Below are 24,271 nucleotides of genomic sequence, written 5' to 3' on the forward strand. Positions count from 1 at the left end.
ATGTATATTCCAATTCTGTATCACAGTAATTATGGCCGGGGTGGTTCGGACTTTAAAACCCTTTTTGAAACGCTGAAAGATTACCAAATCCCTGCCTGCGGGATTGTTGATGATGCCTTCTTCGGGCTCTATGAATTTTTAACTCGGGCAAAGGAATATGGGATAAAACCGCTCATCGGCGCCCGGGTAACAGTGAGTGGAGATCAAAATCGCGATCCAGAAAAAAAGTTTGCCATCTATCTTTTTATCAAGAATCGCATTGGTTACACAAATCTCTGTTCGATTCTCACCCGTCATGCCTTCCAAATGCTAGATACCAATTTTATCAAAAACCATGCTGCCGGATTGATACTTATTACTAATGCAGTGCCAGCCCTTGAAGAATTTGCATCTGCTTTTGCTGGGCAATATTATCTTTTGCTTCCCGGTGCCTCCTACATGCCTGATAAGAAGGTACCGGTAGTGGGTGCTAATGAGATATTTTATGTCAAACCCCAGGAGAAGGTTATTTATCGACTCTTATCCAAAATAAAAAAATTTCCTGTTGAAGATGGGAACAAAAAGATTTCTTATCTTATTAAACCCGACCAGTTTATAAGGTTTTATGAACCTCAATCACCGGCAATAAAAAATTCCTTGCGTATTGCCGAGGAATGTTCATATTTGCCAGATGCCTCCGAATGGATCTTCCCCTATTGTAAAAAATCGTTGGCGGAAATTATTAAGCCATTTCATTCAAGACTGAATGGTCAAGAAAAAAGAAGATTGGAATCGGAATACAAAATTATAAAAGAAATGGGCTTTGAGCCATATTTCGTTCTCATCTACGAATTGAAGGAGTTTGCACAAAGCCAGGGCATAAGAATGAATGTGCGCGGTTCCGCGGCGGCATCTTTCATTCTCTACCTGCTGGGTCTTTCAGTGGTTAACCCAATCAAATACCAACTTCCTTTTGAGAGATTTTTGAATCAAAAACGGCGTGAACCACCTGATATTGATGTGGATGTGGAATTCAACCAACGTGAACGCCTGATAGATGCAATTTATAAAAAATTTGGTAATAACCATGTAGCACGGCTCAGTATGATAAACAGGTTTCAGATTCGCGCCCGGTTCCGGGATACGGCGCGCGCTTTTGGTATCACCCCGGAGGAGTTAAAGAACATTAAAGACCATCTTGGAGAGAAATTAGTTGCTGCAATAATGAAACTCGGGGAACAGATTGACGGATACCCGCGGGCTGTCGCTACGCACCCGAGTGGCATTGTGATAACTCCGGAGCCGGTCGTTAGCTATGTGCCATTATATCCGGGTCCACTGGGTGCAATTACTCAACTGGATAAAGAAGGTATCGGCGTTACCGGATTGGTGAAGATAGATATTCTCGGAGTCCGGGGTTTCCCGGAATTATATCTTAAACGGGAAACGATAGATTTTGCCGATGCTTCCGTCTATCGCTTCCTCGGGGAGGCAAGGACCATCGGTTGTTTTCAAATTGAGAGTCCAATGGTCCGGCAAATTTTAAAAAAAATCCGTCCCCAAAGCCTCCTCGATATTGCCAATGCAATTGCTATTATCAGACCCGGTCCAGCCCAGGGTGGTATGAAAGAGCGTTTTATAAAAAGATTGAATAATGCTGAGAAGATCACATATCCTCATCCGGACTTGAAGGATATTCTCCAGGAAACCTTAGGTATCCCAATATATCAAGAACAGATCCTGAATATTGCAAATCGTTTTGCGGGATTCAGCCTGGAAGAGGCTGACCTTTTAAGAAGGGCGATGACCAAGGAGCGAAATTCAACCCTCATGACGACGTTGAGAGAAAAATTTTTCCAGCAGGCACAGGCATCCGGGTATAGCCGGAAAGAGACCGAGCAGGTTTGGCAGAGAATTGCCGCTTTTTCTTCTTTTAGTTTCAACAAAGCCCACAGTATTACCTATGCCACACTCGCCTATCTGTCCGCCTATCAGAAATTCTACAACCCCCTGGAATTTTTTTGTCGACTATTGAATAATGAGGGTGGTTACTATCCCTTACATGCATATCTTAACGAGGCCCGGCGTTGGGGGATAAAGATTTTGGGTCCGGATATAAATAAGAGTGACTGGGGATTTACGATAAAGGATGGTGCATTGATCACTGGATTCCGTCATATTCGGAACCTTTCCTTTTCTACATTTGAAAAAATATTGAGGTTCCGACCTTTTAATAATGCAGAACATTTATTCGTGGCGGTCAAACCGGACATTGAAGAAGGATTGAATCTGATAAGATCAGGCGCGCTTAATTTGTTTGGGGAATCCTGGAGTGCTTTATACTTTAAATTATTAAAATCCGTAAGAACTACCTCCCGGAGGTCATCGAGAGAGCAGACAAACTTATTATTAGAAAATATCAATGCCGAATATTTTGGAGACTTTAATCAACAGGATAAGTATAAAGCACAGCTTTATACTTTGGGCTTTCTACCCGACCAACACATTCTGGAGTTTTTGTATCCCAACCGATCAGTGAAGTTATCGGAGGTTAGAGGAAAAAAAGAAGAAGTTGATGTGGTCGGTCTGGTGATTGCCCGAAGAATAATTTGCACCAGCAAGCATCGATTTATTTCATTTTACACTATTGATGATGAGACCGACCATTTGGAAGCAGTGGTGTTTCAACAACTGGAAGATGATAAAGCGATTTTAAAGATGAAAGGGCGTTTTGTTGATGATTGCTTTTATGTCCGGGTCTTGTAATTTTCTGGGATGGAATCAACAGTTATCTGCCGGCCTGCAATATTGTTGAATACCGCATAAAAGAATTGCACTAATCCCGGATTACTAATTTCGCCCAAGTACAAAATCCTTTTGCAGATTTTCGAGATTGAATAAAATTCTTTTTTCAAAAGATAATAACCTTCAATCAACTCTTCAATCGTCATGTTTTTGGGCTTGAAGACCACTGTAGAATGATTATATTTTTCCCAATCTTCAGTAAGAAGGCGTCCTTCTTTTTTCAGACGATAATAGAGCCTTGTCCCTGGATACGGAGTGAGGATGTTAAAAGTTGCAGTTGTAATCCGTGCTTTATATAAAAAATCAAGGGTTCTTTCGAATATATCCTTGGTATCTTCATCTAAACCAAAGACAAAAGAAGGATGGAAAAGTATCCCGGCATCTTGAATCTTCTTGACAGCGTCATAATTCTCTTCGATCGTTTTAAGGGTTTTTTTAAAACCGGCAGAGCTTTTTGCGGAGATGGATTCGATACCGATGAACAACCCTCGACATCCTGCTTGATAACACAATTTCAATAATTCACTATCCTGGGCAATGTTTATTGTGCTCTGGCCGCCCCATTCAATTTTTAAAGGTGCGAGCGCCAGAAACAATTCTTTCGCATATTTAGGGTCACCTACTACATTATCATCAAGGTTTAAGAAGATCTTAGAATCGGCATTCTCGATATCTTTAATGACAGTGGCAATCGGCAGGTGCCTAATCTTTTTTCCGAAAATATCACTTACCGAACAGAATTCACAGTTGTAGGGGCAACCCCGGGTGGTAAAGAATCCGGGCCATTTGTAACCGAGGATGACCGGCTCGAGTTTGAGATCTCGGCGCGGCAGAGGAGATTTACACAGATCAAAGGGTTCTGCTTTGTAAATTTTTTGCAGGCGGTTATTTTGGAAATCTTCAATTACCTTTTGCCACACTCCTTCGGCTTCGCCTACCACCACTGCATCTCCGTGCTGTAAGGCTTCTTCAGGAAGGACCGAGGCGTGTATCCCCCCAAAGACTACCTTTGTACCCATTTTTTTGAGTTGCTGGGCAATTTGGTATCCACGAGGAGCATTGGCGGTCATTATGGAAATACCGGCAAGGTCATAATGGTGGGCAAAGTTGATATCAGCCAATTGTTCATCGACAACGGATAGTTCAATATCGGGTGGAGTTAGGGACGCAAGGATGTGAAGGGCAAGTTGGGGAATCTTCAAACCCAGTGGCGGCTTCCTAGGGCCAGAACGTGGTGTGACAAGTAATAATTTCACATTTATAATATAGTTCTTTAGCTCATTTTGTCAAGGCAGAGTATCCAACACTAAAGTAAATACTCAGCGGGGTTGAGATCGTACTTTTGGGGATAAACTGGCCGGATGATATTTAACCTTTTTTCCTGGCTAAGATCAATGACTGGACCCGCAATTTTTTGTTTTCTATTGTTCATTACGATTTTGATTACGGGGCGGTCAATGTGCACAGGATTCTGGTGGATCACCACCGCGATTTCTGCATTATCCAGTTCAAGACAACTGCTTACCGGGTAAACGCCCAGGATTTGAATAAAGACTTTGACCAGGATCGGGTCAAAATAGGAGCCGGCGTGGGACCATATCACCCGAATCGCCACCGGAGGTGGATAGGGCAAAATCTGGTAGGGACGGGAGGTGGTCATGGCATCATAGGCATCGCAGATGCGGATGATACGGGCAAATAAATTGGGTTGCATTTTCGGATCGAACCGGTCTGGATACCCGGTACCATCGTAATTCCAGTGATGTTGATAGGCGGCGAGAAATGCAGCAAAAGAGATATCATCGAGACCTCGAGTCTTGATTATTTCGTTCACACCGAAGGTGGAATGTTTTTTCATGATCTCCCATTCTTCCTCAGTAAGGCTCTGGGCTTTATCAATGAGCGCTTTAGAAATGGCTACCTTCCCGATATCATGGAGTAGCCCAGCGGTACCCAATTTTACGAGGTTTTTCCGGTCTAAATCCAGCCGTTGCCCCAGGGCTAAGGATAAAACTCCTACATTAAGTGAATGGTTATAAGTATATTCATCAAAATTTTTTATCGAGGTCAGAGCGATTAAGCCGAATTCATCCTGGCTTAGACTATCAATCAGTGTATAGACTACACGCCGGAAACTTCGAGTATCCACTGACTGCCGAGCCCAGAGGTGCTGGATTAAATTTTTCGTTACTTTTAACGCCTTGAAGTAGGTTTTTTTTACCTGCTCACCGTTTTTGAGAAATTCAGGTACCGGTTCTTCTTCTTGGGTGTAGAATTCCACAGTGATCGAAGGAAAATTTATACGCTGGTATTCACTGATAAAACCTTCCCGGTTCAATTTAAATAGCGTGGCAAACTTTAATATTTCGCTGGCTTTCAAACCCGGGAAAAAAGTTATCGTTTTTATCCCCAATCTTTTCAGATTTTCCTCCAGAAATTGCAGACTGGCATACCCTTCAATTTCAAAACGCATCCGTATTTTATTGAAGAAGATATAATCCCGATATCTTAATATTTCAATCTGGTTGTTTGTCTGGAACAAAGTTTTTATAAGATTGAAGAATTTATTTAACAGATTGATTACGACATCGTTATTGAATTCATAGACAAATGTCGCTTTGATTAAGGTATAAAAGTTCGCGATGAAATCTTTACCGAATTTATACATTTTTTAACTCCGTCGGGATAAACTTCAAAGCTGTTTCACAAACCGCCTTGATATCTTCGTTGCGCTTTTTTATTCCCCTTTTGAGGACCGCTATGGCTCGGTCGTTGCCGATCTTCGCAAGCGCACGCGCTGCTAATTGTCTTTTTATTAGATACCTTTTTTTGTTGAGCAAAACCCATTTGAAAAGTATACTCGCTAAGTCATTAATCAATTTATTGTTACCACTGGCAACCAGACAATCGAAATACGCCTTTTGTTCAGTATAATTAAGTTCAAAAAATTTTCGGTGTTTAATGGTTTTGATCAGTTTTGAATAAATGGGTGGGTAATTGAGTTTCGTCAAGGCAGTGAGGGCTCGGATTCTTACACTCTCATCGCTGTCTTCGAGGAAGGTGGAAATTGCTTTTGCATCCTCAAGTTCTGAGAGGGCTTCAATTATTGCAGACCGTACCAGGGGTGAAGGATGTAAGGAAAGGGTTTTTAGGTGATTTTTTGCTCCAGGATTTTTGATCATTCCTAAGATCACAATAGCATTGGCTAAGGTTTTGATATCCCGTTCTTTTAAAAAAGGCATGACCGGTTCAATATCACCCTGACAAATATAAGCAAGTCGCGCCTGGAGAGGGCGTAGACGTTCTTCATTTGCAATATTCTTGAGTATTTTAATAAACCAGGGCACAGCCTTTTTTGAGAAAAAGCCAACCAGGGCGATGAAATCGGAGAATGACTGTTCATCAAGTATATCCGGAATTCCAGCAAATCCCATCACTAATTCTTCGTTTTCAATTTGGGTCACCAGATTGATATCAGCATAATTCCACAGGTAATTCACAATCATATTGGCGTTTTTAAAATCTTGAGTATTTAGACAAATTTCAAGTATCTCGGCAAGGGCTTCAACAACCTCTTGGGTTTTGATATTTTTGTAAACATCAAGTAATACCTTGGTGACTATTTCAAAATCAGTCTGGTTTTCAATCTCAGCTATAGCGTTTTTTAGTATTCGGAGTTCATCCGGATTTATCTCCACCGGGATGCGGTCCTGAAAATCGATTTTTTCTCTTGCTAATATTTCATTAATTGCCGCATCGTAATTTATGTCCAATTTGGGTAATTCGGGTAAGGTATAAGCTAACTTTTCTTCTTCCTCTTCTTCCACTACATAAAAATTGATATGGGAAAAGTCACATTCCCATAAATTAAGAGCGATATCCTGGTCTCGCTCGGCACGGCTGATTATTTCTATAAACATTAACAATTCATCCTCAGTGAGTCCCTCGGTAAATTTGATCTCCCTTATTCCATCTTTGAATAGCCTGAAGGCAATGCTGATATCTTTTTCGGTTTCTTCATAAATGGTCGTATTTTCATGCCGGAGGGCAAAACGTTCAATTTGTAGAATTAAATGGTAATTGATTTTTAAATACTCGGTGAGGTCTAAAAAAAATTGAAGGAAAAAACTTTTAAAGGTGGGATGGATGGTTTGGTAGATCTGGGCGGCTTTTATTGTTTTGACTAGTCCGATTGTTAAGTCTGGTATACTTACCATCAATGATAGTATAATAATTTCGCTGCGGTTGTCAAGTTTTTTCCTTCTTGACTTTTGAATTTTAGCAGGTATAATTAGATAAAATTATTGCAGAATTGGCTTATGACCGCGGGAGTAGCTCAATGGTAGAGTCACGGCCTTCCAAGCCGTTGGTTGCGGGTTCGAGTCCCGTCTCCCGCTTTTTTATTTCCAATTCCAGGAGGTGTTATGAGAAAAATTGTCTTCATCCTCAGTAGTTTGATTGTCAGCTATTGTGGTGCACCCAAAGAGCAAAAGACTCCGACAGTCGTCACACCGGGCGCTAAGGAAAAATCCGTGGTGATCGTAATTGCGCATCGTGATTTCCGGGATGAAGAGTTCAAAGAACCTTATGATTTGCTGAAAAATTCCGGATTTAAGGTTCTCGTTGCCTCCACGGATACAACCCCGGCTAAGGGAATGCTGGGAATGGTCGTTAAACCCGATATTTTGATTTCACAAATTTCTCCCGAGAATTTTGAAGCCCTAGTCATTGCGGGTGGAGTCGGTTGCAGGGAATTATGGGAAGATGTCACACTCCAGAGATTAATTCAGGATTTTAATCAATATCACAAGACGGTGGGCGCAATATGCATTGCCCCGGTGATTCTTGCCCGGGCGGGGATCCTTCAAGATAAAAAAGCTACGGTATATCCCCAGGTGGCTAACGAGATAAAACCCTATTGTGCTGAATATACGGGAAGTGATCTGGAAATAAGCGGCAATGTTATTACTGCCTCTGGCCCCCAGGCCGCAAAAGATTTTGCCCGCGCAATTCTTGAGGCGGTGGCTAAGTGAAAGCGGTTTTGCAAAGGGTTAAAAGGGCCGAGGTTAGGGTAAATGATAAGACTGTGGCAGACATCGGTGAAGGGTTGTTAATTCTTTTGGGGATAAAAAGAGGTGATACCGAAGCACAGGCTGAGCAGTTGGCAGAGACGTGTGCCCATATTAGAATTTTTGAAGATATGAACGGTAAATTCAATCTTTCATTGAAAGATATAAATGGCGAGGCACTAGTCGTTTCGCAATTTACCTTACTAGCAGATACCCGCCGAGGGCGACGTCCGTCTTTTTCTGATGCTGAAGAACCGACAAGGGCCAAGAGACTCTACGAGTATTTCATTGAGTGTTTACAGAGTTTTTCAATTCCAGTAAAATCCGGTGTCTTTGGTGCCCGCATGCTGGTGGTCTTGGAAAATAACGGTCCGGTGACGATTATTCTGGAAGAGTAAACGGTAAAGGTGGGGTGGCGATGTATAGTATGACTGGAATCGGTCGGGCAAGTGGGACGATCAAAAGTCCACCGATAAAATTTGATGTGGAAATAAGGTCCTACAATCATCGTTTTTTGGATATTTCTTTGAAATTACCTAGCTCTTTCAGTCCTTTTGAGGATGAAATAAAGAAAATTCTCCAAAAGAATCTCTGCCGGGGACATATCGTTGTTGTTGTGCAACAGGACCGGGAGATTTTAGGCAACAGATTTGAGGTTGATAAAGAATTATTGGATGCGTACCTTACGGTCGCACGCTCGATCAAAAAGAAATATAAATTGGCTGGCTCATTAAATATCAACACCATACTGGCGATTCCCGGGTTGATAAAAATCAGTCAATCTCAGACTGATACCAGCCTGATATTCAAAAATTTTAAACCAATTTTTATGCGGGCACTCCGGGAATTGTTGAAGACTAAAAAAAGAGAGGGCGAGCATACGAAACAGGAAATTTTTAAAATTCTTGGCGATATTGAAAGGGAAGTAGAGAAGATAAAAGAGATGATCCCGGAGCGCAACATCTATTATAAAAAACATCTTGATAACCTGACCAAAGAATTTAACGAAAACCTCGACCGGACGCGGCTCTATCAGGAAATACTCTACATTGCGGACCGAACCGATGTCTCTGAGGAATATGCAAGGCTTCTTGGGCACATTGACCTTTTCAAAGATACCCTGACTCATGAGAAATATCCTGGACGTCGTTTGAATTTTCTGCTCCAGGAGATGCAGCGGGAGGCGAATACTTTGAGTGTGAAGGCAAATTATTTAAAAATTAGTGAATCGGTGGTAAATATAAAAGAGGCGATTGAGAAAATTCGGGAGCAAATTCAGAACATTGAATAAAAAGGCAAAATTAATTGTCATATCAGGTCCATCGGGCGTAGGTAAGACTACAATCTGTAATGCAATAATCGCCCGTCGGAAAGATATCGTTTACTCCATTTCGGCGACCTCTCGGCCAAAAAGAAAGGGTGAGGTGGATGGTAGGGAGTATTATTTTTTAACTGAAGATGAGTTTAAACGCTGGATTGCGGATGGTAAATTTGTGGAATATGCCCGGGTACACGGGAATTACTATGGCACCCCCCGGGCATTCCTTGAGGAGAATTTAAAAAAAGGCTTTCATGTGCTGATGGATATCGACGTCCAGGGTGCGAAGAAATTGATGCCCATTTATCCCGATGGAATTTATATTTTCGTCTTACCCCCAGATTTTGATGAACTCAAAAAAAGACTGGTGAAACGCAATACCGACGACGAAAAAGAGATTGCAAATAGGCTTAAGAATGCCCACGAAGAACTGAAATATCTGCCAGATTATAAATATGTAGTAAAGAATACAAATCTTGAGGATGCCGTCACGGAAATTCTGCGGATTATTGATAAAGAGACAAATGAACAGTCCGAAAAGAAACATAAAAACGCATAATGCGTAAACAGGTTGAGCACCCGATGGACGAGATAATTTTCCTGGGAACAGGCGGGGCGCGCTATGTGATCGCTCGGCAATTGCGGGCGACAGGCGGCATATTTTTCTGCATCGGAGGTAAAAATATTCTGGTTGATCCCGGACCCGAGTCTTATTATCGTTTCTTGACTTATCTTCCCAAATTCAATCCGGAAAAGATCGACTTGGTCATTTTAACCCATAAACACATTGACCATTCGGCGGATGTGAATGTTTATCTGGATGTAATGACCGAGGGAGGATTTAAGAAAAATGGGTATTTAGCAGCACCGGCGGATGCCTTCGGAAAAGGAGGGGTGGTATTTGAATATCTGCTGGAATTTTTAAAAGAGATAAAAATAATAAAAGCGGGTCTGGAGATAAATCTCAATGGGTTACAGATTAAATTTCCGCTTCGCCATGAACACCGGGTGGAGACCTATGGTTTTAAGTTAACTTATAATGATTATTCAATTTCCTATATTGTTGATACAAAATTCTTTCCTGATTTGATTCACGCTTACCGGGCCGAGATAATTATCTTAAGCCTTTTGAAGCTCGAATCTTCAGATATTGATCACCTTTCAGTAGCTGATTGCGCAGAGATTATCAATGGTATTAAGCCGCGGGTAGCAATCATCACGCACTTTGGGATGACCGTGATTCGGGCCGGACCCTGGAATATCGCCCGGGAATTGAAAAAGAAAACTGGAGTGACAGTTTTGGCTGCAGAAGATGGAAAACACTATGAAATTCATAAATTGTTAGCCTATGGTTAAATTTTAACCCAATCGCCTTGTTGCATATGCTTTTTTGGAATTTGTGATATCGTAACCGATTACAGATATTGACGCTATTGTAAACTATAATAATCTGTGATGATTCTTTAGGAGATACATCAAATATTTTTTGGCATAGTCGATCTTGCTTGATAAAAATAAGATCATTTTGGTAGTATAGTCTTGACATTTTTAGATTTTTTTATATAATATCTCGTCATGGAGGAGTGTAAATTTTGTGGCTATAACAAAATTCTTGCATCGTATGAATACTGTCCTAACTGTGGTGCGTTGTTTAGAGCCACTGAGTCCGTTGTCGAGAGTGAACATGTTAAACTATGGGGTGGAGAGTCTCGGATTGTTACTTTATTTTTTGTGAATTTTATCGCCCCTCGTGCATTCGATGATCCAATAAAAGCAAGACAAAACGCCATTTATCTTGCCGAAATTATGAATGATATTGAGAAATTAGTTATTCAACATGGGGGAAGTGCATACAAAATCATCCCGGATAATCGGATATTGGTCGTTTTTGGTATCCCACGTGCGTCAAAAGAAGACCTCGAACATGCCATTGAGTGTGTCATTGCGGTGCGGGAATATTGTCTCCACAGAATGGACCGCCGGGATTTTGGGGACTGGCATACAACCTACGGGGTTAATACCGGCTGGGTTTTTTTCGGGTATATTGTTAAAGGACTTTCTTATCTTACAATCATCGGGGATACAGTCAATGTTGCAGCAAGAATTGCACAAATCTGTCCGCTGGATCAAATATTTATAAGTGATGCTGTATACGAAAGGATTTCACATTTAGTTGACGCCGAATTTATAGGAGAGCGAATTTTAAAAGGTCGTGCCCAACCGGTCCGGCTTTATAAATTAAATCAACTTTTGAAGGAAAAAAGGAAGCCAGCAGTATCCCGGTTCCCACTCTTAGGACGGGAACAGGAATTTGCACGTTTGATTAAGGCCCTGGATACGGTAAAAAAGAGAAAAGTACTTAAAGTTTTTGCTATTACAGGGCAGATGGGTATTGGAAAAACCCGATTGAAAGAAGAATTTAGAGAATATCTTAGAAAGCAGGAAGACCTTCAGGTATATGAAAGCTATTGTGCATTGGAAATTCACAGTCCGTATTATCCCTTTAAATTTTTCTTCAGAGAAATCATGGGCATAACAGAAATTGATGATGTGCAAAAAATCATCTACCGGATTGATAAGTTCGTCCGGGAAAACGGATTGACGGAGCAGGATGCCCAGGGTCTACGATACCTTTTTACTGCTGATACACGCCGGATTCGCGAGGAACGATTGCATAAAATTCAGGAGGAGATTTTTAGTGCGGTAAAGAATACGCTTAGTGCCCTGGCGTGCAAGAAGCCACTGGTCTTGATTTTTGAAGAGTTTAATCGCGTCGATAATCTAAGTCGGATGTTAGTTTACTTTCTGACACAAAAACTGGCTGATCAGCCAATTTTTATCTTGATGGTCAATTTCATTCCCGATACTGAGTTCAAATTTAATTTGCCTGTCGAAACAATTGCCCTTAATCCCCTTTCCTTTGAATCGGTATATGCGCTAATTAAGTTTGTTTTGGATAGTGATGTTGATGAACATTTAGCGGATTTTGTATTCCGGATCTCGGGTGGTAATCCACTTTTTGTTATTGAAACGATAAGGAATATAAAACGGACCCAGATGATTAAAAAGGATGACAAAGGGAAATGGTTTTTGGAAAGAGAAAAGAGATTGCCTTTTCTTGATGATCTTTATGGGGTGGTTATGTCGGGGGTGGATTCATTACCGGCATCCTATCGTCTGCTCATTGATTATGCAGCAGTGATTGGATACAGTTTTACTCGGAAAATAATTGCAGGATTATTAAGTGATGTAACAGATATTGAGGAACGGCTAACTTATCTGGCAAAAGAAGATTATATCGTCCAATTCCGTGATGGCGATGATCCGGTTTATATCTTTCGTCATAATCTGTTACGAGATGCCGTCTATACAACCCTGCCGATGAAAAAGAGAAAAGAGATCCATAAAAGGGTGGCGGACTTAATTGAGGATAAATATCAGACCTGCCTCACAGAGTATTTTGAGATACTCGCTCAGCAGTTCCTTGGCGGCGAAGAATTCAAAAAGGCGGCACACTATTTCCGGTTGTCAGGCTATAAGGCAAAGACCCTGTATTCTATCGAATCAGCAATAAATTTTTTCAATATCATTTTGCGTATAACCGAAGAACATCCTGAAATAATTGAGGAGGATTTAGTCTTAGATGCCCTCCTCAATCTCTGCGATCTTTATGAAATAAAGGGTGACATTCAACGAATGAAGTCGGTTGCCGAATTGGGTCAAGCGCGCGCAAGCAAATTGAATCTTAAAAATTGGCATTTAAGTTTTCTTGAGCGCCTTGCTACGGCATTTTATCTTTTAAATGAATACCCTAAAGCTGAAGAGCTATTTATTAATGCCATAGAATCATGTAATAATGAGATGTCAGAAGTTCTGACGGCGCTCTACACGGGATTGGGCATTCTATACCAGGCAAAAAATGAACCAGAAAAAAGTTTATTAAATTATAATCTTGCCTGGGTAACTGCCCGGAGCAACAATTATCAGCAAGGTGAATATGATTGTCTTTTGAATCTTTCCAGGATGCATATCTTACTGGGTAATTATGAACTGAGTCTCGAATATTTGAACTATGCTTTAAACGAATTGCTGAATGAGGAGGAGATTCTTGAGCAGTCCGAAGTAAAATATCTTATGGGTGAAATATACTACCAGATAGGCAACTACGATTGGGCTGAGAATTATTTTCGCGCGGCATTTGATCTAACGCGGCAGTTTGGGTTTGAAATTTCCCTTAGGTCAATCTTGGCACTCACGGTTTTGATGTCTCTGCGGGGTGATGAAACTGGGGTGAAAAATAATTTGGACTTCATAGATAAAAATTTACCTCTTTTTGTTCGTGATAATTTGCTTGCCGAGATTAATCTTAAAAAAGGTTTTGTTTTTAAAAATCTACGGGAAGAAGAAAAAGCAGCAGTCTTTCTCAACAATGCATTGAAACTCATCCAGAAAATCGAGAATAGAGAATTAGAATTCTGGTGTCATTTATTCCTCGCGGATTTAGCAGAAATAAAAGCGCTCGATTATTTGAAAAAGGCACTGGACATCGGAGAAATGCTAAAATATCCACCGCTGATTGCCCATGCCCTTTATAAACTGGCACTGTATTACCAGAAACAGGGAATTCGTGAACAGGCTAATTACTACGGACGGAAAGCACTGTATATTTTGGATGATATAAAAAATCGGCTAAATCCAGAAAACCGCAAGTATTTCGGCAATAAAACAGAATATGTAACATTATTGGAGATGTAGATGCTGATTTGCCAGCGCTGCCAAAATTCCTTACTTGAAAAATCAAACTTCTGTCCCTATTGTGGTAAAATGCTCTCACCGGAAGGTAAGTTACCTCTGGAAGATATACCTTTAGTTTTTTTGCGAGCTGATTTATCTGGTTTTACGAGTTTGAGCGAGTCGCTAGAGGCGGAGGATGTGATGCAATTCTTGAATAGCCTTTTTGAAGATTTCTGTAAGATAATAGAAAAGTACCGAGGCATTCTCTATCAAATAATTGGTGACGAAATCGTCGGTATCTTTGGGTTGACCCACGAAACGGAATATACCCCACATCTTGCGGTTATGGCGGTTGAAGAGATAGTAAAGAGGGTAAAAGATTGTGAGCAGATATCCTCTGCATTCAAAGAATGTAAGATAAAATGCGGTATAGAGTTGGCTCAGGCATCAATATATAATATTGCGGGTAATCTTCAATCTGCCATAATCGTTACTGACGGTTTTGCCAAGAGTTTAATTTTGCAACGGAATGCAGGTAATAATAGCGTTTTGGTTGGGGAAACATTTTACCAGGCGACGCGTTCGGTTTTTGAATACGAAGAATATGGGGAATTGGTCGAAAGTCATTTATCAATTCGGGCCTATAAATTAAAATTGAGGTAGTTATGGGTGAGGGACCATCCATTGAATATAAAACTGAATTCATTAAACAACTTGCTTTAGGAATAAATATCTGTCGAATTTATCCCCGGGGCCATCCTTCGCTGGAACCGGTTGTCCAGCGCATCAAAATAATGTTAAAAGAACTCCCCATTGAGCAGGAATCAATTTCGCTTGTTGTGATTGAAGATGTTTTGATGATGGGGGAGGACCGGTTTGATTCCAAAAGATTGCCGCTGGTTAAAAGCTTGGTGGATAGATTCGCGCGCTTGGGAGTGAAGAGTATCACATTTAATGTTGATGCCTCAGAGGAAGAAATTCGTGCATTCTTCTTGGCGATGGCCGCAACCCCGGCTGATATTGCGGATTACGGAGATATTGTAGCACTGGTGCGGGCGCGGGGGATATTAGGTATCAAAATAAATAAATATCGGGTGGGTGTTGTTTCTTCTGATGAAGAAGTGAGACAATTAGATTGGACAAATTTCTTAGAATCTTTGGTGATTTCTCATCAGACCTGGAGTGATGAAGATCGGATAAAAAATTTAGGTAATTTTCTCGCTGGTATCGGTGTGCTGGGAAATGAGACCCCAGAAATACAAACCGAAAAAGTAATCAGTGGCCTGGAAAGGCTTGCGGCATTGATTGCGGATCAATATGGTGAGGAGCGCTGGGATGAATATGCGGTAATATTTTCCCGGATGCTTGCGGTGATTTCGCCTACCATCAAAAAGAACATCGTCCGGTATAAAACTGAAAATAAAAAACTAGCACTTTTGTTTAAGAGTTTGATCCCCACCATGCCCGATGAAGATATCATTGACATTATTGCGACCAAAGCCAGAGAGCGGGGACCCCAGGTGGAGGATGAGATAGTAGAAATTCTGAAAAATATTACCGGCACAAGATTACCGGATATCCTTTCTTCAATAAGGGTAAATATCCCCGAGATCAATTTTGAAAAGATTGTGGCAAGATTGATGAGCGAAATGAAGGTAACTAAAGGTACGGATGTTGCGGATAAAATAATGGAAAAAAATCTTGAGCAGCAGATGCGCAGTTACTTTCCAAAATTGCGTGATGCCGCAGCAGCGACGCGGATAGAGGCGATAAATAATTTAATGCAATTCTGTGGAAAAATTTTTGAGGTTAAGAATTATGAACTAGTGCGGTTACTGGTGGATCGCTTTGATGCCCTGAGTGATACCGAGGAAGATATCAATGTATTTAAAAAAATAATGGAAAGCATGAAAGAATTGTACACCTTAGCACAGAGAAACAATCGGGAAGAAATAATGCAATTCATTTCTAAGAAATTCGGGAAGCATCTGGTGCGTAAGGAGAAAGCCTTGCTGGAAAAAAAGCATATTGTTATCAAAACCGTCGCCGAAATCAAAGACCAGAATTATCTGCCAGAACTTATTTCCCTTTTGTGGGATCAAGGTTCTTACGCCCAGGCGCGCGAGGCACTCATCACCATGGCAGATTATGCCATTCCGATGCTTGTGGGAACACTTAAGGAGGCTGAAGATAAAGGTGTCCGGATGAAGATCATTGATGTTTTAGTCCACATGGGAGAAAAGGTAATCCCTGAGGTGATGAAATTATTGAATTCGCCGGAGTGGTATATTCGAAGGAATGGTATCTATATTCTTGGTGAACTTAAAGCAACCTCGGCGCTTGAATATTTAGGGAAATTGGTTACCGACGAGGATGAACATGTTCAATATGCCGCAATTGAGAGTTTGAATAAAATTGATGGCGAAAGAGTTTATGATTTTATCAAGTTGGGTTTAAAGAGTAAATATCGCTCGGTTATACTTCTGGCAATGAAATTACTTCCGGCCGAAGATGTGAAAGAGAAATTATTCGAGGTGGCGAACTGGATCAGACAGCGAAAGCCTATCCCTGATGAGAAAGAGGAACAATTCCGAAGGTCGGTTATTGAGGTATTAGGAGAAAAAGGCAACGATTCGGTTATTGATTATTTAACCGAGGTTTTGGAAGAAAAAGCTTTATTTAAAGGCGAGTTACTACAGCAAACTAAGTTGGTAGCACTGAATGCCCTCGCCCGGATTGGTACACCTCGGGCGATAAATGTGCTGCGCGATTATTCCAATCATAAAGATGCAGAACTCGCTTCCGCAAGCCGGGAGTTATTGAAAAAGAAAAAAGAAATATAGCCAAGCCAGCGTCCGGATTTGAACCGGAGACCTGCGGTTTACGAAACCGCTGCTCTACCGACTGAGCTACGCTGGCGACTCTTGATTATATCAAATTTTCCGAGAAAGTCAATTAAAAATTTTATTGACATCAATAGATTTTTTAATAAAATAAAATTATGGAAATGGTTGAGGAAAAAAAACGTCTTGAGCTTTTAAGCCGTATTGACCACATTTTGGGCTCCTCATTCAATTTGAGCAAAGTCATCCGGATGATTTACAGAGAAATCAGCAAAGTGATGGATACAAGTAATTTCTATATTGCACTTTATAACCCCAAAACCCAGACAATTAAATTTGAAATTTATACGATTGAAGGAAGAGAGATTAATCCTATTTCGCGACCCCTTTCGGGAGGGCTTACCGAATATGTCATAAAGACCAAAAAGCCACTGCTGATTAATAAAGACCTCAAGAAGTATTGTAGGAAACTTGGTATTACGCCCCAGGGCCGCGATGCCTATAGCTGGCTTGGTGTCCCCATGATTTATAAAGGGAATGTTGAAGGGGTAATGACAGTTCAGGATTACGAAAGAGAAAATGCTTATACCTGGGAAGATGAGTTATTTTTAAGTAATATTGCCACTAAAGCCGCAGTGGTGATTGCCAACACCCGGCTTGTGGAAGAGGAGATACGCAGGGCAAAAGAACTTGAGATGTTAAATAAGATAGTGCATCGTCTGACAAAAAGTCTTGATATCCAAGATATTTGCGAAAGCGTTGCGGATTCGATATTGGAATTTTTTAAGCAATTCAATGTAGCAGTATTCTTACGCGAAGGTGAAGAGTTGGTTTTAAAAAAAATTTCCCGGGGATTTTTAGATAAGATACCGAAAGATTTACGAATAAAAATGGGGCAGGGGATAGTGGGTTCTTCGGCAGTAACGGGTGCCACCGTGGTGGTAAATGATGTAACTACAAACCACAGGTATATTGCATTTGGACGAACTTCTACCAGATCCGAGATAGCAATTCCCTTAAAAATTCATAAAAAACTAATGGGTGTTCTCGATATTCAATGTAATGAGCTGAATGCTTTTGACCCAGAGACGGTGCGCATTTTGGAATTGATTGCGGACCGTGTGAGTGTGGCATTTCATAATGCGATACTTTATGAAGAAGCGATTGCTCGAACACGGGAATTGACGACTTCTTTCACCATTGCCCAGTCTTTAGTCTCGACCTTGGAACTTGATGATGTGCTTAAGCGCATTCTTGATTGCATACGCAAAAACTTCGGTTATGAAAACTGCGCTATTTTGCTCGTTGATAAAAAAACTAATGAACTCTATGTTCAGGCTTCCAGCGGCTATCCCGAATATGTAACAAAAAACATCCGACTTAACATCACAAGAAAAGAAGGAGTTACCGGTTATGTGGCGGCGACCGGGAAACTCTATTATGTGCCAGACGTTAGAAAATGTCCCTTTTATGTAATGGGCAAAAAAACTATTAAATCCGAAGCTGCAATTCCCCTGATTGTCCGGGGTGAGGTGATAGGAGTGTTGGACATCGAAAGCGAAAGATTGAATGGGTTTACAGCTAATGATCTTAAGATGCTCACGGTATTCGCTTCCCAGGCCGCAATCGCGATTGAGAATGCCCGGCTCTATAACGAGACAAAAGAGATGTCATTAACGGATTCCCTGACCAAAATTGCCAACCGCCGGCACTTTGATTTAATATTGGAAAATGAAATCAAAAGAGGCAGGGGTTATGCCCGATATGTGAGTTTGGCGATGATTGATTTAGACCATTTTAAAGAATTCAACGATAAATATGGGCATCTGGCTGGAGATCAGCTTCTGATTTCCATTGCTGCCAAATTAAAAAACACGGTGCGGGAGACCGACCTCGTTGCCCGGTATGGGGGTGAGGAATTTGCCATTATTTTTCCGGAGACGCCAAATAGTGCCGCAATTAAGGTGTGTGAGAGGGTGCGGACAGCAGTGGAAAATAATTATATAATTCTAAAAAAATTCGGCAAGGTGGGAACCACCGTTTCAATCGGTCTGGCTACTTATCCTCAATCTGCCCAAAATGCCCAGGAATTGATACAAAAGGCAGACCGTGCACTGTACATGGCAAAAAGACTTGGGCGAAATCGCGTGGAAACGATTTAAACCACATCGCTCTTGATTATCCACTGGGAGAGATGAAATTTAATAAAATCTTTTCTTCACTGCAGAGCCAAAATATGAAATATTCGCTGGTGTTGATAGTTATTTGGATTTTACTCCGGATTTTTCTGGAAGGTATCTTTGAAGAGCCCCACCGAATCGGCTATACAAGTTTTTCATATCCGGCACTATTGATGTATTTCCTCCATTTTCCCCTGTTTTATCTGAGCGCTTTTCTTTTTATCACAATAATAATTTCGTTGTTAATCGGTGAAGACATTAGAACGACTACCAGGATCAATACGTTGGGGTTAGGCTTGATAATCCTTGTTCCCCTTATTGATGCACTTCGCTATGGTGGGTGTTATATCACCTATCCTTTAAGGTTGGAAAGGTATTTTTTGCATTTTTTGAATCCATTTGTCACGCTGATCGATATCGGCATCTCCGAGGGTCAGCGGATTGTTGTCGTTTTGATTTGTTTTCTATCCGGGATATACGGTTACCTGCGGACAAAAAAAATATTTCGCGCCATTATTATCATCCTTACCGTTTTTGGGGCAATATTATTCTGGGGTGGGCTTCCCACGATTCTGGCACAAAACCATCCAGAGACGGTATATCAAAACGGTGGAATTCTGAATAGCGATACGCAGAAATTTTGTGGTATTTATCTGATACTTTTTATTGTTCTGTTTGGCGTTTATAACTATTTTCTAGACAGAAGAAATTTCTCCCTACTTCTTGCTTCAATACGCTGGGAAAGAATGGCTTTTTATGGTTTGGTTGCTCTTATGGGATTTTTCCTTGCCAACCGTGTCGAACAGATATATCAGGCGGAGGTCCCTCTCAATATTTTGGGTCTTTTTTTAATTTTTCTGGGACCGGCATTAGGATTCTGGACACTGCAGATTCTTAACGATTTCTATGATCAAAACATCGATTCGATATCCCAGCGCGATAATCCTTTATTACTCGGTATCACGAAAGGGTATTACCGGAATGCCGGTATTATCCTTTCTTTGATTACCATCGCTATTGCATTAATCCTAAGTTATCCAGCATTCCTGATTATTAAGGTTTTTTTAATTCTGGGGGTTGTTTATTCGCTACCACCACTCCGGTTAAAAAGGCTTCCTTTTATTTCAACATTTGTGCTTGCACTGGCAGTGCTATTCATGTTTGCATTCGGCTGGTCAATTGTTTATCAAGATATGGCATTTCAAAAGATACCTAAAAACTTTATTTATGCGTTACTGATCGGTGTGACAATCGGTTTCAGTGCCAAAGACATAAATGATATCGCCGGCGACCGGCAGAACGGAATCATAACACTTCCAATACTTTTTTATAAAGACGCAAGTCCTTGGGATCGTTTGCCTTACAGTCTGCTATTAAGTTTTAGTTTTGTCCCATTTGCGTTCTTCATGCCTAGGACATGGGTAGGAACGGTGATTGCTTCCATGCTTACGTTTTTTTATTCTCTTTTAAAAAAGAGGCCAAAAGAAATTGCTTACTGGGCAATTTTATATGGCTTTAGTTTATATTTGTTTTTACACTGGTGGTTCACAAAAGGTCTATTGATACCGGGCAATGATTGCTTCTAATTCTTCTGGATCTTGAATAAGTACCTTACGAGATTTACTCCCCTGGAATGGCTCTACGATGCCTGCCGCTTCAAGTTGATCAATGATGCGGCCCGCACGGGCATAACCCAGATTCAAGCGGCGCTGTAATAATGAGACACTTGCTACCTGATGCCGGAAAACCAACCGGGCAGCCTCCGGAAACATAGGATCCACTTCGCCTTCGCCAATTTCGGTACTGGTAGTCTCTTCAGGTACCACTTCACCCAGTTTCGGGTAATAGCCGTTTTCTATAATCTCATCAATTTTTTCTCCTGGCATGATGTTCATCAACGATTTCTTTTTTTCCTCAAAAGCCGGATCTTCCTGGTCGATGAAAACCGTCCAGAGCTCTTCATCAAGAATTGTATTTACCACTTCTTCCAGGTCTTCTTCCAGGTCTTTGAGTAGTTCATATAAATACTGCCGGGCAATCAAGCGACTGATACCGCAGACTTCGTCGGTAGAAATGTAGGCACCATGTAAACGAATCGGGGTGCCCTTTCCGGGCGGCAAAAAAAGCATATCACCCCGGCCCAAGAGCGATTCTGCACCATTCATATCCAGAATGGTTCTGGAATCGGTTTTAGAAGCAACCTGGAAGGCAATCCGACAGGGAAAATTCGCTTTGATCAAACCGGTGATTACATCCACCGAGGGACGTTGAGTAGCCAGAATCAGGTGGATCCCTACCGCCCTTGACATCTGGGCAAGGCGGGTGATATTCTCTTCGATTTCACTGGGCGCGGTGAGCATCAGATCAGCAAGTTCGTCAACGATCACCACGATATAGGGTTTGATATCACCGTTTTTCTTGCGCATCTTTTCGTTGTAGCCATCGATGTCACGGACATTCTCACGGGCAAAATCTCGGTAGCGAGACTCCATTATCTCCACTAGGGATTCCAATTCATCTACTGCATCCTTGGGTTCGGTGATGGCGCGGCGTAAAAGATGGGGGATGGGATTATACATCGGTAACTCAAGGCGCTTGGGGTCAATCATTAAAAAACGCACATCCCGATATGTCGCATGATATAAAAGGCTGGCAATGATTGTATTGATGCAGACGCTTTTCCCCGAGCCGGTGGTTCCTGCCACCAGCATGTGGGGCATGGTGGAGATATCATCACTAACTGGATTGCCGGTGATATCTTCGCCCAGCACAATTGCGAGGGGAGAAGGGTTGTTATTAAAATTTGGGTCCAAAAGACAGCTTTTCAAATATACAAGACTCCGTTCTCTATTAGGTACTTCAATCCCCACTGCCGATTTTCCAGGGATGGGCGCAACTATTCTTACCCGCGTCGCCTTTAAAGCGAGAGCCAGGTCATTATCTAAACTTGCAATTCGACTCACCTTTATACCAGGTGCAGGTTCAAATTCAAACCGGGTGATTACCGGACCGGATTCAAAGTTGACAACCTTACCCTGGACATCGAATTCAGCAAGACGCTGTTCAAGGATTTCCGCCTCTTTCCTTAAAATCTCGGTATCAACCCCGATTTTTTTGGTGGGTTCAGCGAGAATCTTTAAAAATTCAGTTTTAAAATCAAGGCGTGGAGATTCCCTTTTTTTCGGAACTTTTCCGGTTCTTCTTTTCTCCTCTTCGGATTTCTCCTTTTCTTCTTTTTCGATCTTCTCCTCAACCTTGCTGGATGGTTCAACGATGGGGGTCACACGGGGTGTTTGAACCCGAGAGGTTGTTGAAGATTTATGGGGGATGATAAATCTTTTCATAGCCATAAAGGCAATGATGAGGAGACCAAAGATGATTATTATATAGGTACCGGGGTAGCCGAAAAATTTAATCAGAAAATCTTTGATGATATCCCCAATAAAGCCACCACCTGAAATATCAGTCAAAGGGCTCCATTTTAGAAACAGCGAAAGGATGATGTCGGTCAAAACACCAATTGGTATTAAGTATAAGAGATGATAACCATCTTTTCTTTCGTTTTCAAAAAGGTAGAGATAACCAAAGTACCAAAGAAGTCCGGGGATGACGAAGAGATAGAGACCGATCACGGAGAATAACCAGCGGGAGATATGATATCCGAAGAGCCCCCCGAAATTTTTATCTTGTTTTTCCGGGAAGATTAAAAAAGAAATTTGTGAAATGAAAAAGAGAACGCCCAAAAAAAAGGCGATGATTCCGGTTAATTTCCTCCTCTTTTTTTCTTCAAGATACTGGGCGATATAAATAAGGACAGTACAAGCAAACCCCAGCACTATCACGGCAATGACCAATGTCAGAATGGACATATTTTATTTTATCTAAAATCGTATACTTGTCAAGAATTTAATGCACAATGAGGTAAATCAAAAGAGTTTTTTCCCCCATTCGTTATACGAGACGATCTCCTTAAGTTCTTTTCTCGGACGGGGTTTGATGCCGCCTATACCTTCAGGGGTTGAGGGTTCTGCCGGATAACCCAGGGCAATGAGCATCGCAATTCGGTAATGGGCAGGAATTTTCAAAAGTTTTTTTAGATGTTTTTCATTGAACCAGCCCACAAAGCAGGTGCCGATTCCCAGTTCGGTGGCTTCCAGAACCATATGGGTCATAGCAATTGAGATATCGATCAAGTGATTCTCGTGCCCATATAATCGGGCAAGGAAATGGGTGAGTGCCTGCGTATAGCAACCAACAATTACCAAAGGGGCTTCTTTTATCCAAGAAATAATGCTCTTTGTTCCCGGGACAACCTTTTCTGGGATTTGCCTAATTAAGCCTTCATCTTCCACCACGACAAAATGCCATGCCTGTCGATTGCTGGATGAGGGAGCGAGCCGACCGGCTTCAAGGATTCTTAGGAGTTTTTCCCTTTCAATTTTTTGGGATGAAAATTTTCTTATGCTTCTACGCCACTTAATAGTTTCAAATACTTCCATTCGATGTTAGGTTTTACTCTTATTATCTTTTTGTTTTAAGGCTTCGTCCTTTCCATTATAATATTTTTGAATACTTTTGACGGCCGGAAAAAGGGAACATACCGATCAGGAAGGGTGAATTCCTTGCCGGTTTTGGGCGCCCGCGAGGTCCGGCCGGGGCGTCTCCGCAATTCAAATGTGCCAAATTTTCTAATTTCTATCCTTTTTTCCTTCACCAGGGTTTCAATGATAAAGTCAATAAAGGCATCAATAAGTTTTTCAATATCCACTTTGGGATATATAGAACCAAATTTTGCCGATATTGCTTCAATTAATTGGTCACGGCGCATTTTTACCTCCTATTTTTATTTACATCCGGCGCAGGTTGTGCGCTGGCATCCACTACAGGCACTTTTGGGACCGATACTCTCTCCATTGGTCCCCTTGCTCCCGAAACCAAATATTGAAAACAATTTTTCAATATTTTTGCTTGAGCACTGTGGACACCGGATATTTTCTATTTCGCTTTTCTTTAATATCAGTTCTTCAAATTTAAAATTACAATCACAACAGCGGAATTCAAAAACAGGCATGTTCAGATACCGATTTGTCGCTTGCGGCGTTTGGTTTTACGCCGTTCGGTCCAGGAACGGCGGTCGTGGGGACCTAGTTTACCTTCTTCAATCAATTTACGAAATTCCTCTTCCGTTAGGAGCCGCCTTCGTTCCCCTTTTCTCCGTTCTGGATTTTTTCTTTTTTCCATATATATCCTTTTTTAATAGCGGGGGCTGGATTCGAACCAGCGACCTTTGGGTTATGAGCCCAACGAGCTACCGCTGCTCTACCCCGCGCTGGTCAATTATAA

The 24,271-nt window shown here is 41.4% G+C and carries 19 protein-coding genes and 3 tRNA genes; 12 read left to right on the top strand and 10 right to left on the bottom strand.

The window, feature by feature from the left end; translation table 11 throughout:
* Positions 1 to 2,745, top strand: a complete 2,745-nt coding sequence (locus ABIL39_01210; GenBank protein ID MEO0164743.1) for a PHP domain-containing protein — start codon at positions 1 to 3, stop codon at positions 2,743 to 2,745.
* Here ABIL39_01210 and ABIL39_01215 read toward each other — a convergent pair.
* The 3 genes from ABIL39_01215 to ABIL39_01225 are packed head-to-tail and all read right to left on the bottom strand — an operon-like array spanning position 2,727 to position 7,001.
* A complete protein-coding gene (locus ABIL39_01215; protein ID MEO0164744.1) occupies positions 2,727 to 4,040 on the bottom strand; it encodes a radical SAM protein in 1,314 nt (437 codons plus the stop codon). The genes ABIL39_01210 and ABIL39_01215 overlap by 19 nt on opposite strands.
* Positions 4,041 to 4,090: 50 nt before the next feature.
* Positions 4,091 to 5,452, bottom strand: coding sequence for an HD-GYP domain-containing protein (locus ABIL39_01220; protein MEO0164745.1), 1,362 nt, complete (start codon positions 5,450 to 5,452; stop codon positions 4,091 to 4,093).
* Complete coding sequence (locus tag ABIL39_01225; GenBank protein MEO0164746.1) at positions 5,445 to 7,001, bottom strand: HEAT repeat domain-containing protein; 1,557 nt, start codon at positions 6,999 to 7,001, stop codon at positions 5,445 to 5,447. The genes ABIL39_01220 and ABIL39_01225 overlap by 8 nt, the downstream gene beginning before the upstream one ends.
* Before the next feature lie 108 nt (positions 7,002 to 7,109).
* Here ABIL39_01225 and ABIL39_01230 point away from each other — a divergent pair.
* The 9 genes from ABIL39_01230 (at position 7,110) to ABIL39_01270 (ending at position 16,748) form a co-directional block, all read left to right on the top strand.
* Positions 7,110 to 7,181 (top strand) — tRNA-Gly (locus tag ABIL39_01230).
* Between the two features lie 27 nt (positions 7,182 to 7,208).
* Positions 7,209 to 7,817 carry a DJ-1/PfpI family protein gene (locus ABIL39_01235; GenBank protein MEO0164747.1) on the top strand — a complete coding sequence of 203 codons (609 nt, stop codon included), beginning with the start codon at positions 7,209 to 7,211 and terminating at the stop codon, positions 7,815 to 7,817.
* A complete protein-coding gene (gene dtd, locus ABIL39_01240; protein ID MEO0164748.1) occupies positions 7,814 to 8,251 on the top strand; it encodes a D-aminoacyl-tRNA deacylase in 438 nt (145 codons plus the stop codon). Before ABIL39_01235 ends, dtd begins: the two co-directional genes overlap by 4 nt.
* A gap of 20 nt (positions 8,252 to 8,271) precedes the next feature.
* The gene (locus ABIL39_01245; GenBank protein MEO0164749.1) at positions 8,272 to 9,144 is read left to right on the top strand and encodes a YicC/YloC family endoribonuclease; all 873 of its coding nucleotides are present in this window, start codon (positions 8,272 to 8,274) and stop codon (positions 9,142 to 9,144) included.
* Positions 9,107 to 9,730, top strand: coding sequence for a guanylate kinase (gmk, locus tag ABIL39_01250; GenBank protein MEO0164750.1), 624 nt, complete (start codon positions 9,107 to 9,109; stop codon positions 9,728 to 9,730). Before ABIL39_01245 ends, gmk begins: the two co-directional genes overlap by 38 nt.
* Positions 9,730 to 10,527, top strand: a complete 798-nt coding sequence (locus ABIL39_01255; protein ID MEO0164751.1) for an MBL fold metallo-hydrolase — start codon at positions 9,730 to 9,732, stop codon at positions 10,525 to 10,527. The genes gmk and ABIL39_01255 overlap by 1 nt, the downstream gene beginning before the upstream one ends.
* A 219-nt stretch (positions 10,528 to 10,746) precedes the next feature.
* Positions 10,747 to 13,926: an AAA family ATPase gene (locus tag ABIL39_01260; GenBank protein MEO0164752.1), complete on the top strand. Its 3,180-nt coding sequence runs from the start codon at positions 10,747 to 10,749 to the stop codon at positions 13,924 to 13,926.
* Complete coding sequence (locus ABIL39_01265) at positions 13,927 to 14,568, top strand: adenylate/guanylate cyclase domain-containing protein (GenBank protein MEO0164753.1); 642 nt, start codon at positions 13,927 to 13,929, stop codon at positions 14,566 to 14,568.
* A 2-nt stretch (positions 14,569 to 14,570) separates the two neighbouring features.
* Positions 14,571 to 16,748: a HEAT repeat domain-containing protein gene (locus ABIL39_01270; protein ID MEO0164754.1), complete on the top strand. Its 2,178-nt coding sequence runs from the start codon at positions 14,571 to 14,573 to the stop codon at positions 16,746 to 16,748.
* Between the two features lie 3 nt (positions 16,749 to 16,751).
* Here the strand turns inward: ABIL39_01270 and ABIL39_01275 are convergent.
* Positions 16,752 to 16,824: transfer RNA gene (locus ABIL39_01275), tRNA-Thr, on the bottom strand.
* A gap of 82 nt (positions 16,825 to 16,906) precedes the next feature.
* On the opposite strand from ABIL39_01275, the gene ABIL39_01280 reads away from it, so the two are divergent.
* Positions 16,907 to 18,910 (top strand): GAF domain-containing protein, encoded by a 2,004-nt coding sequence (locus ABIL39_01280; protein MEO0164755.1) that lies wholly within the window; start codon positions 16,907 to 16,909, stop codon positions 18,908 to 18,910.
* A 32-nt stretch (positions 18,911 to 18,942) separates the two neighbouring features.
* Complete coding sequence (locus ABIL39_01285; protein ID MEO0164756.1) at positions 18,943 to 20,514, top strand: UbiA family prenyltransferase; 1,572 nt, start codon at positions 18,943 to 18,945, stop codon at positions 20,512 to 20,514.
* Here the strand turns inward: ABIL39_01285 and ABIL39_01290 are convergent.
* From ABIL39_01290 to ABIL39_01315, 6 genes are all read right to left on the bottom strand, one after another.
* Positions 20,485 to 22,797 (bottom strand): DNA translocase FtsK 4TM domain-containing protein, encoded by a 2,313-nt coding sequence (locus ABIL39_01290; GenBank protein MEO0164757.1) that lies wholly within the window; start codon positions 22,795 to 22,797, stop codon positions 20,485 to 20,487. The genes ABIL39_01285 and ABIL39_01290 overlap by 30 nt on opposite strands.
* Positions 22,798 to 22,854: 57 nt before the next feature.
* On the bottom strand, positions 22,855 to 23,427 hold the full coding sequence (locus ABIL39_01295; GenBank protein ID MEO0164758.1) for a nitroreductase family protein: 573 nt from the start codon (positions 23,425 to 23,427) through the stop codon (positions 22,855 to 22,857).
* A gap of 35 nt (positions 23,428 to 23,462) precedes the next feature.
* On the bottom strand, positions 23,463 to 23,756 hold the full coding sequence (locus tag ABIL39_01300; GenBank protein ID MEO0164759.1) for an HU family DNA-binding protein: 294 nt from the start codon (positions 23,754 to 23,756) through the stop codon (positions 23,463 to 23,465).
* 15 nt (positions 23,757 to 23,771) lie between these two features.
* Positions 23,772 to 23,999, bottom strand: coding sequence for a zinc ribbon domain-containing protein (locus ABIL39_01305; GenBank protein ID MEO0164760.1), 228 nt, complete (start codon positions 23,997 to 23,999; stop codon positions 23,772 to 23,774).
* 2 nt (positions 24,000 to 24,001) lie between these two features.
* On the bottom strand, positions 24,002 to 24,169 hold the full coding sequence (locus ABIL39_01310; GenBank protein ID MEO0164761.1) for a hypothetical protein: 168 nt from the start codon (positions 24,167 to 24,169) through the stop codon (positions 24,002 to 24,004).
* 16 nt (positions 24,170 to 24,185) lie between these two features.
* Positions 24,186 to 24,257, bottom strand: a tRNA-Met gene (locus ABIL39_01315).
* Between the last annotated feature and the right edge of the window lie 14 nt (positions 24,258 to 24,271).

This window comes from candidate division WOR-3 bacterium, from assembly GCA_039802205.1.
GTDB lineage: Bacteria > Hydrothermota > Tepidihabitantia > SM23-42 > JAOAFX01 > JAOAFX01.

Coding starts and splice junctions, on each gene's coding strand:
- ABIL39_01280 (MEO0164755.1), top strand. CDS start 16,907: ATGGAAATGGTTGAGGAAAAAAAACGTCTTGAGCTTTTAAGCCGTATT.
- ABIL39_01300 (MEO0164759.1), bottom strand. CDS start 23,756: ATGCGCCGTGACCAATTAATTGAAGCAATATCGGCAAAATTTGGTTCT.
- ABIL39_01235 (MEO0164747.1), top strand. CDS start 7,209: ATGAGAAAAATTGTCTTCATCCTCAGTAGTTTGATTGTCAGCTATTGT.
- ABIL39_01285 (MEO0164756.1), top strand. CDS start 18,943: ATGAAATTTAATAAAATCTTTTCTTCACTGCAGAGCCAAAATATGAAA.
- ABIL39_01290 (MEO0164757.1), bottom strand. CDS start 22,797: ATGTCCATTCTGACATTGGTCATTGCCGTGATAGTGCTGGGGTTTGCT.
- ABIL39_01245 (MEO0164749.1), top strand. CDS start 8,272: ATGTATAGTATGACTGGAATCGGTCGGGCAAGTGGGACGATCAAAAGT.
- ABIL39_01210 (MEO0164743.1), top strand. CDS start 1: ATGTATATTCCAATTCTGTATCACAGTAATTATGGCCGGGGTGGTTCG.
- ABIL39_01305 (MEO0164760.1), bottom strand. CDS start 23,999: ATGCCTGTTTTTGAATTCCGCTGTTGTGATTGTAATTTTAAATTTGAA.
- ABIL39_01260 (MEO0164752.1), top strand. CDS start 10,747: ATGGAGGAGTGTAAATTTTGTGGCTATAACAAAATTCTTGCATCGTAT.
- ABIL39_01225 (MEO0164746.1), bottom strand. CDS start 7,001: ATGGTAAGTATACCAGACTTAACAATCGGACTAGTCAAAACAATAAAA.
- ABIL39_01265 (MEO0164753.1), top strand. CDS start 13,927: ATGCTGATTTGCCAGCGCTGCCAAAATTCCTTACTTGAAAAATCAAAC.
- ABIL39_01255 (MEO0164751.1), top strand. CDS start 9,730: ATGCGTAAACAGGTTGAGCACCCGATGGACGAGATAATTTTCCTGGGA.
- ABIL39_01295 (MEO0164758.1), bottom strand. CDS start 23,427: ATGGAAGTATTTGAAACTATTAAGTGGCGTAGAAGCATAAGAAAATTT.
- ABIL39_01270 (MEO0164754.1), top strand. CDS start 14,571: ATGGGTGAGGGACCATCCATTGAATATAAAACTGAATTCATTAAACAA.
- ABIL39_01220 (MEO0164745.1), bottom strand. CDS start 5,452: ATGTATAAATTCGGTAAAGATTTCATCGCGAACTTTTATACCTTAATC.
- ABIL39_01310 (MEO0164761.1), bottom strand. CDS start 24,169: ATGGAAAAAAGAAAAAATCCAGAACGGAGAAAAGGGGAACGAAGGCGG.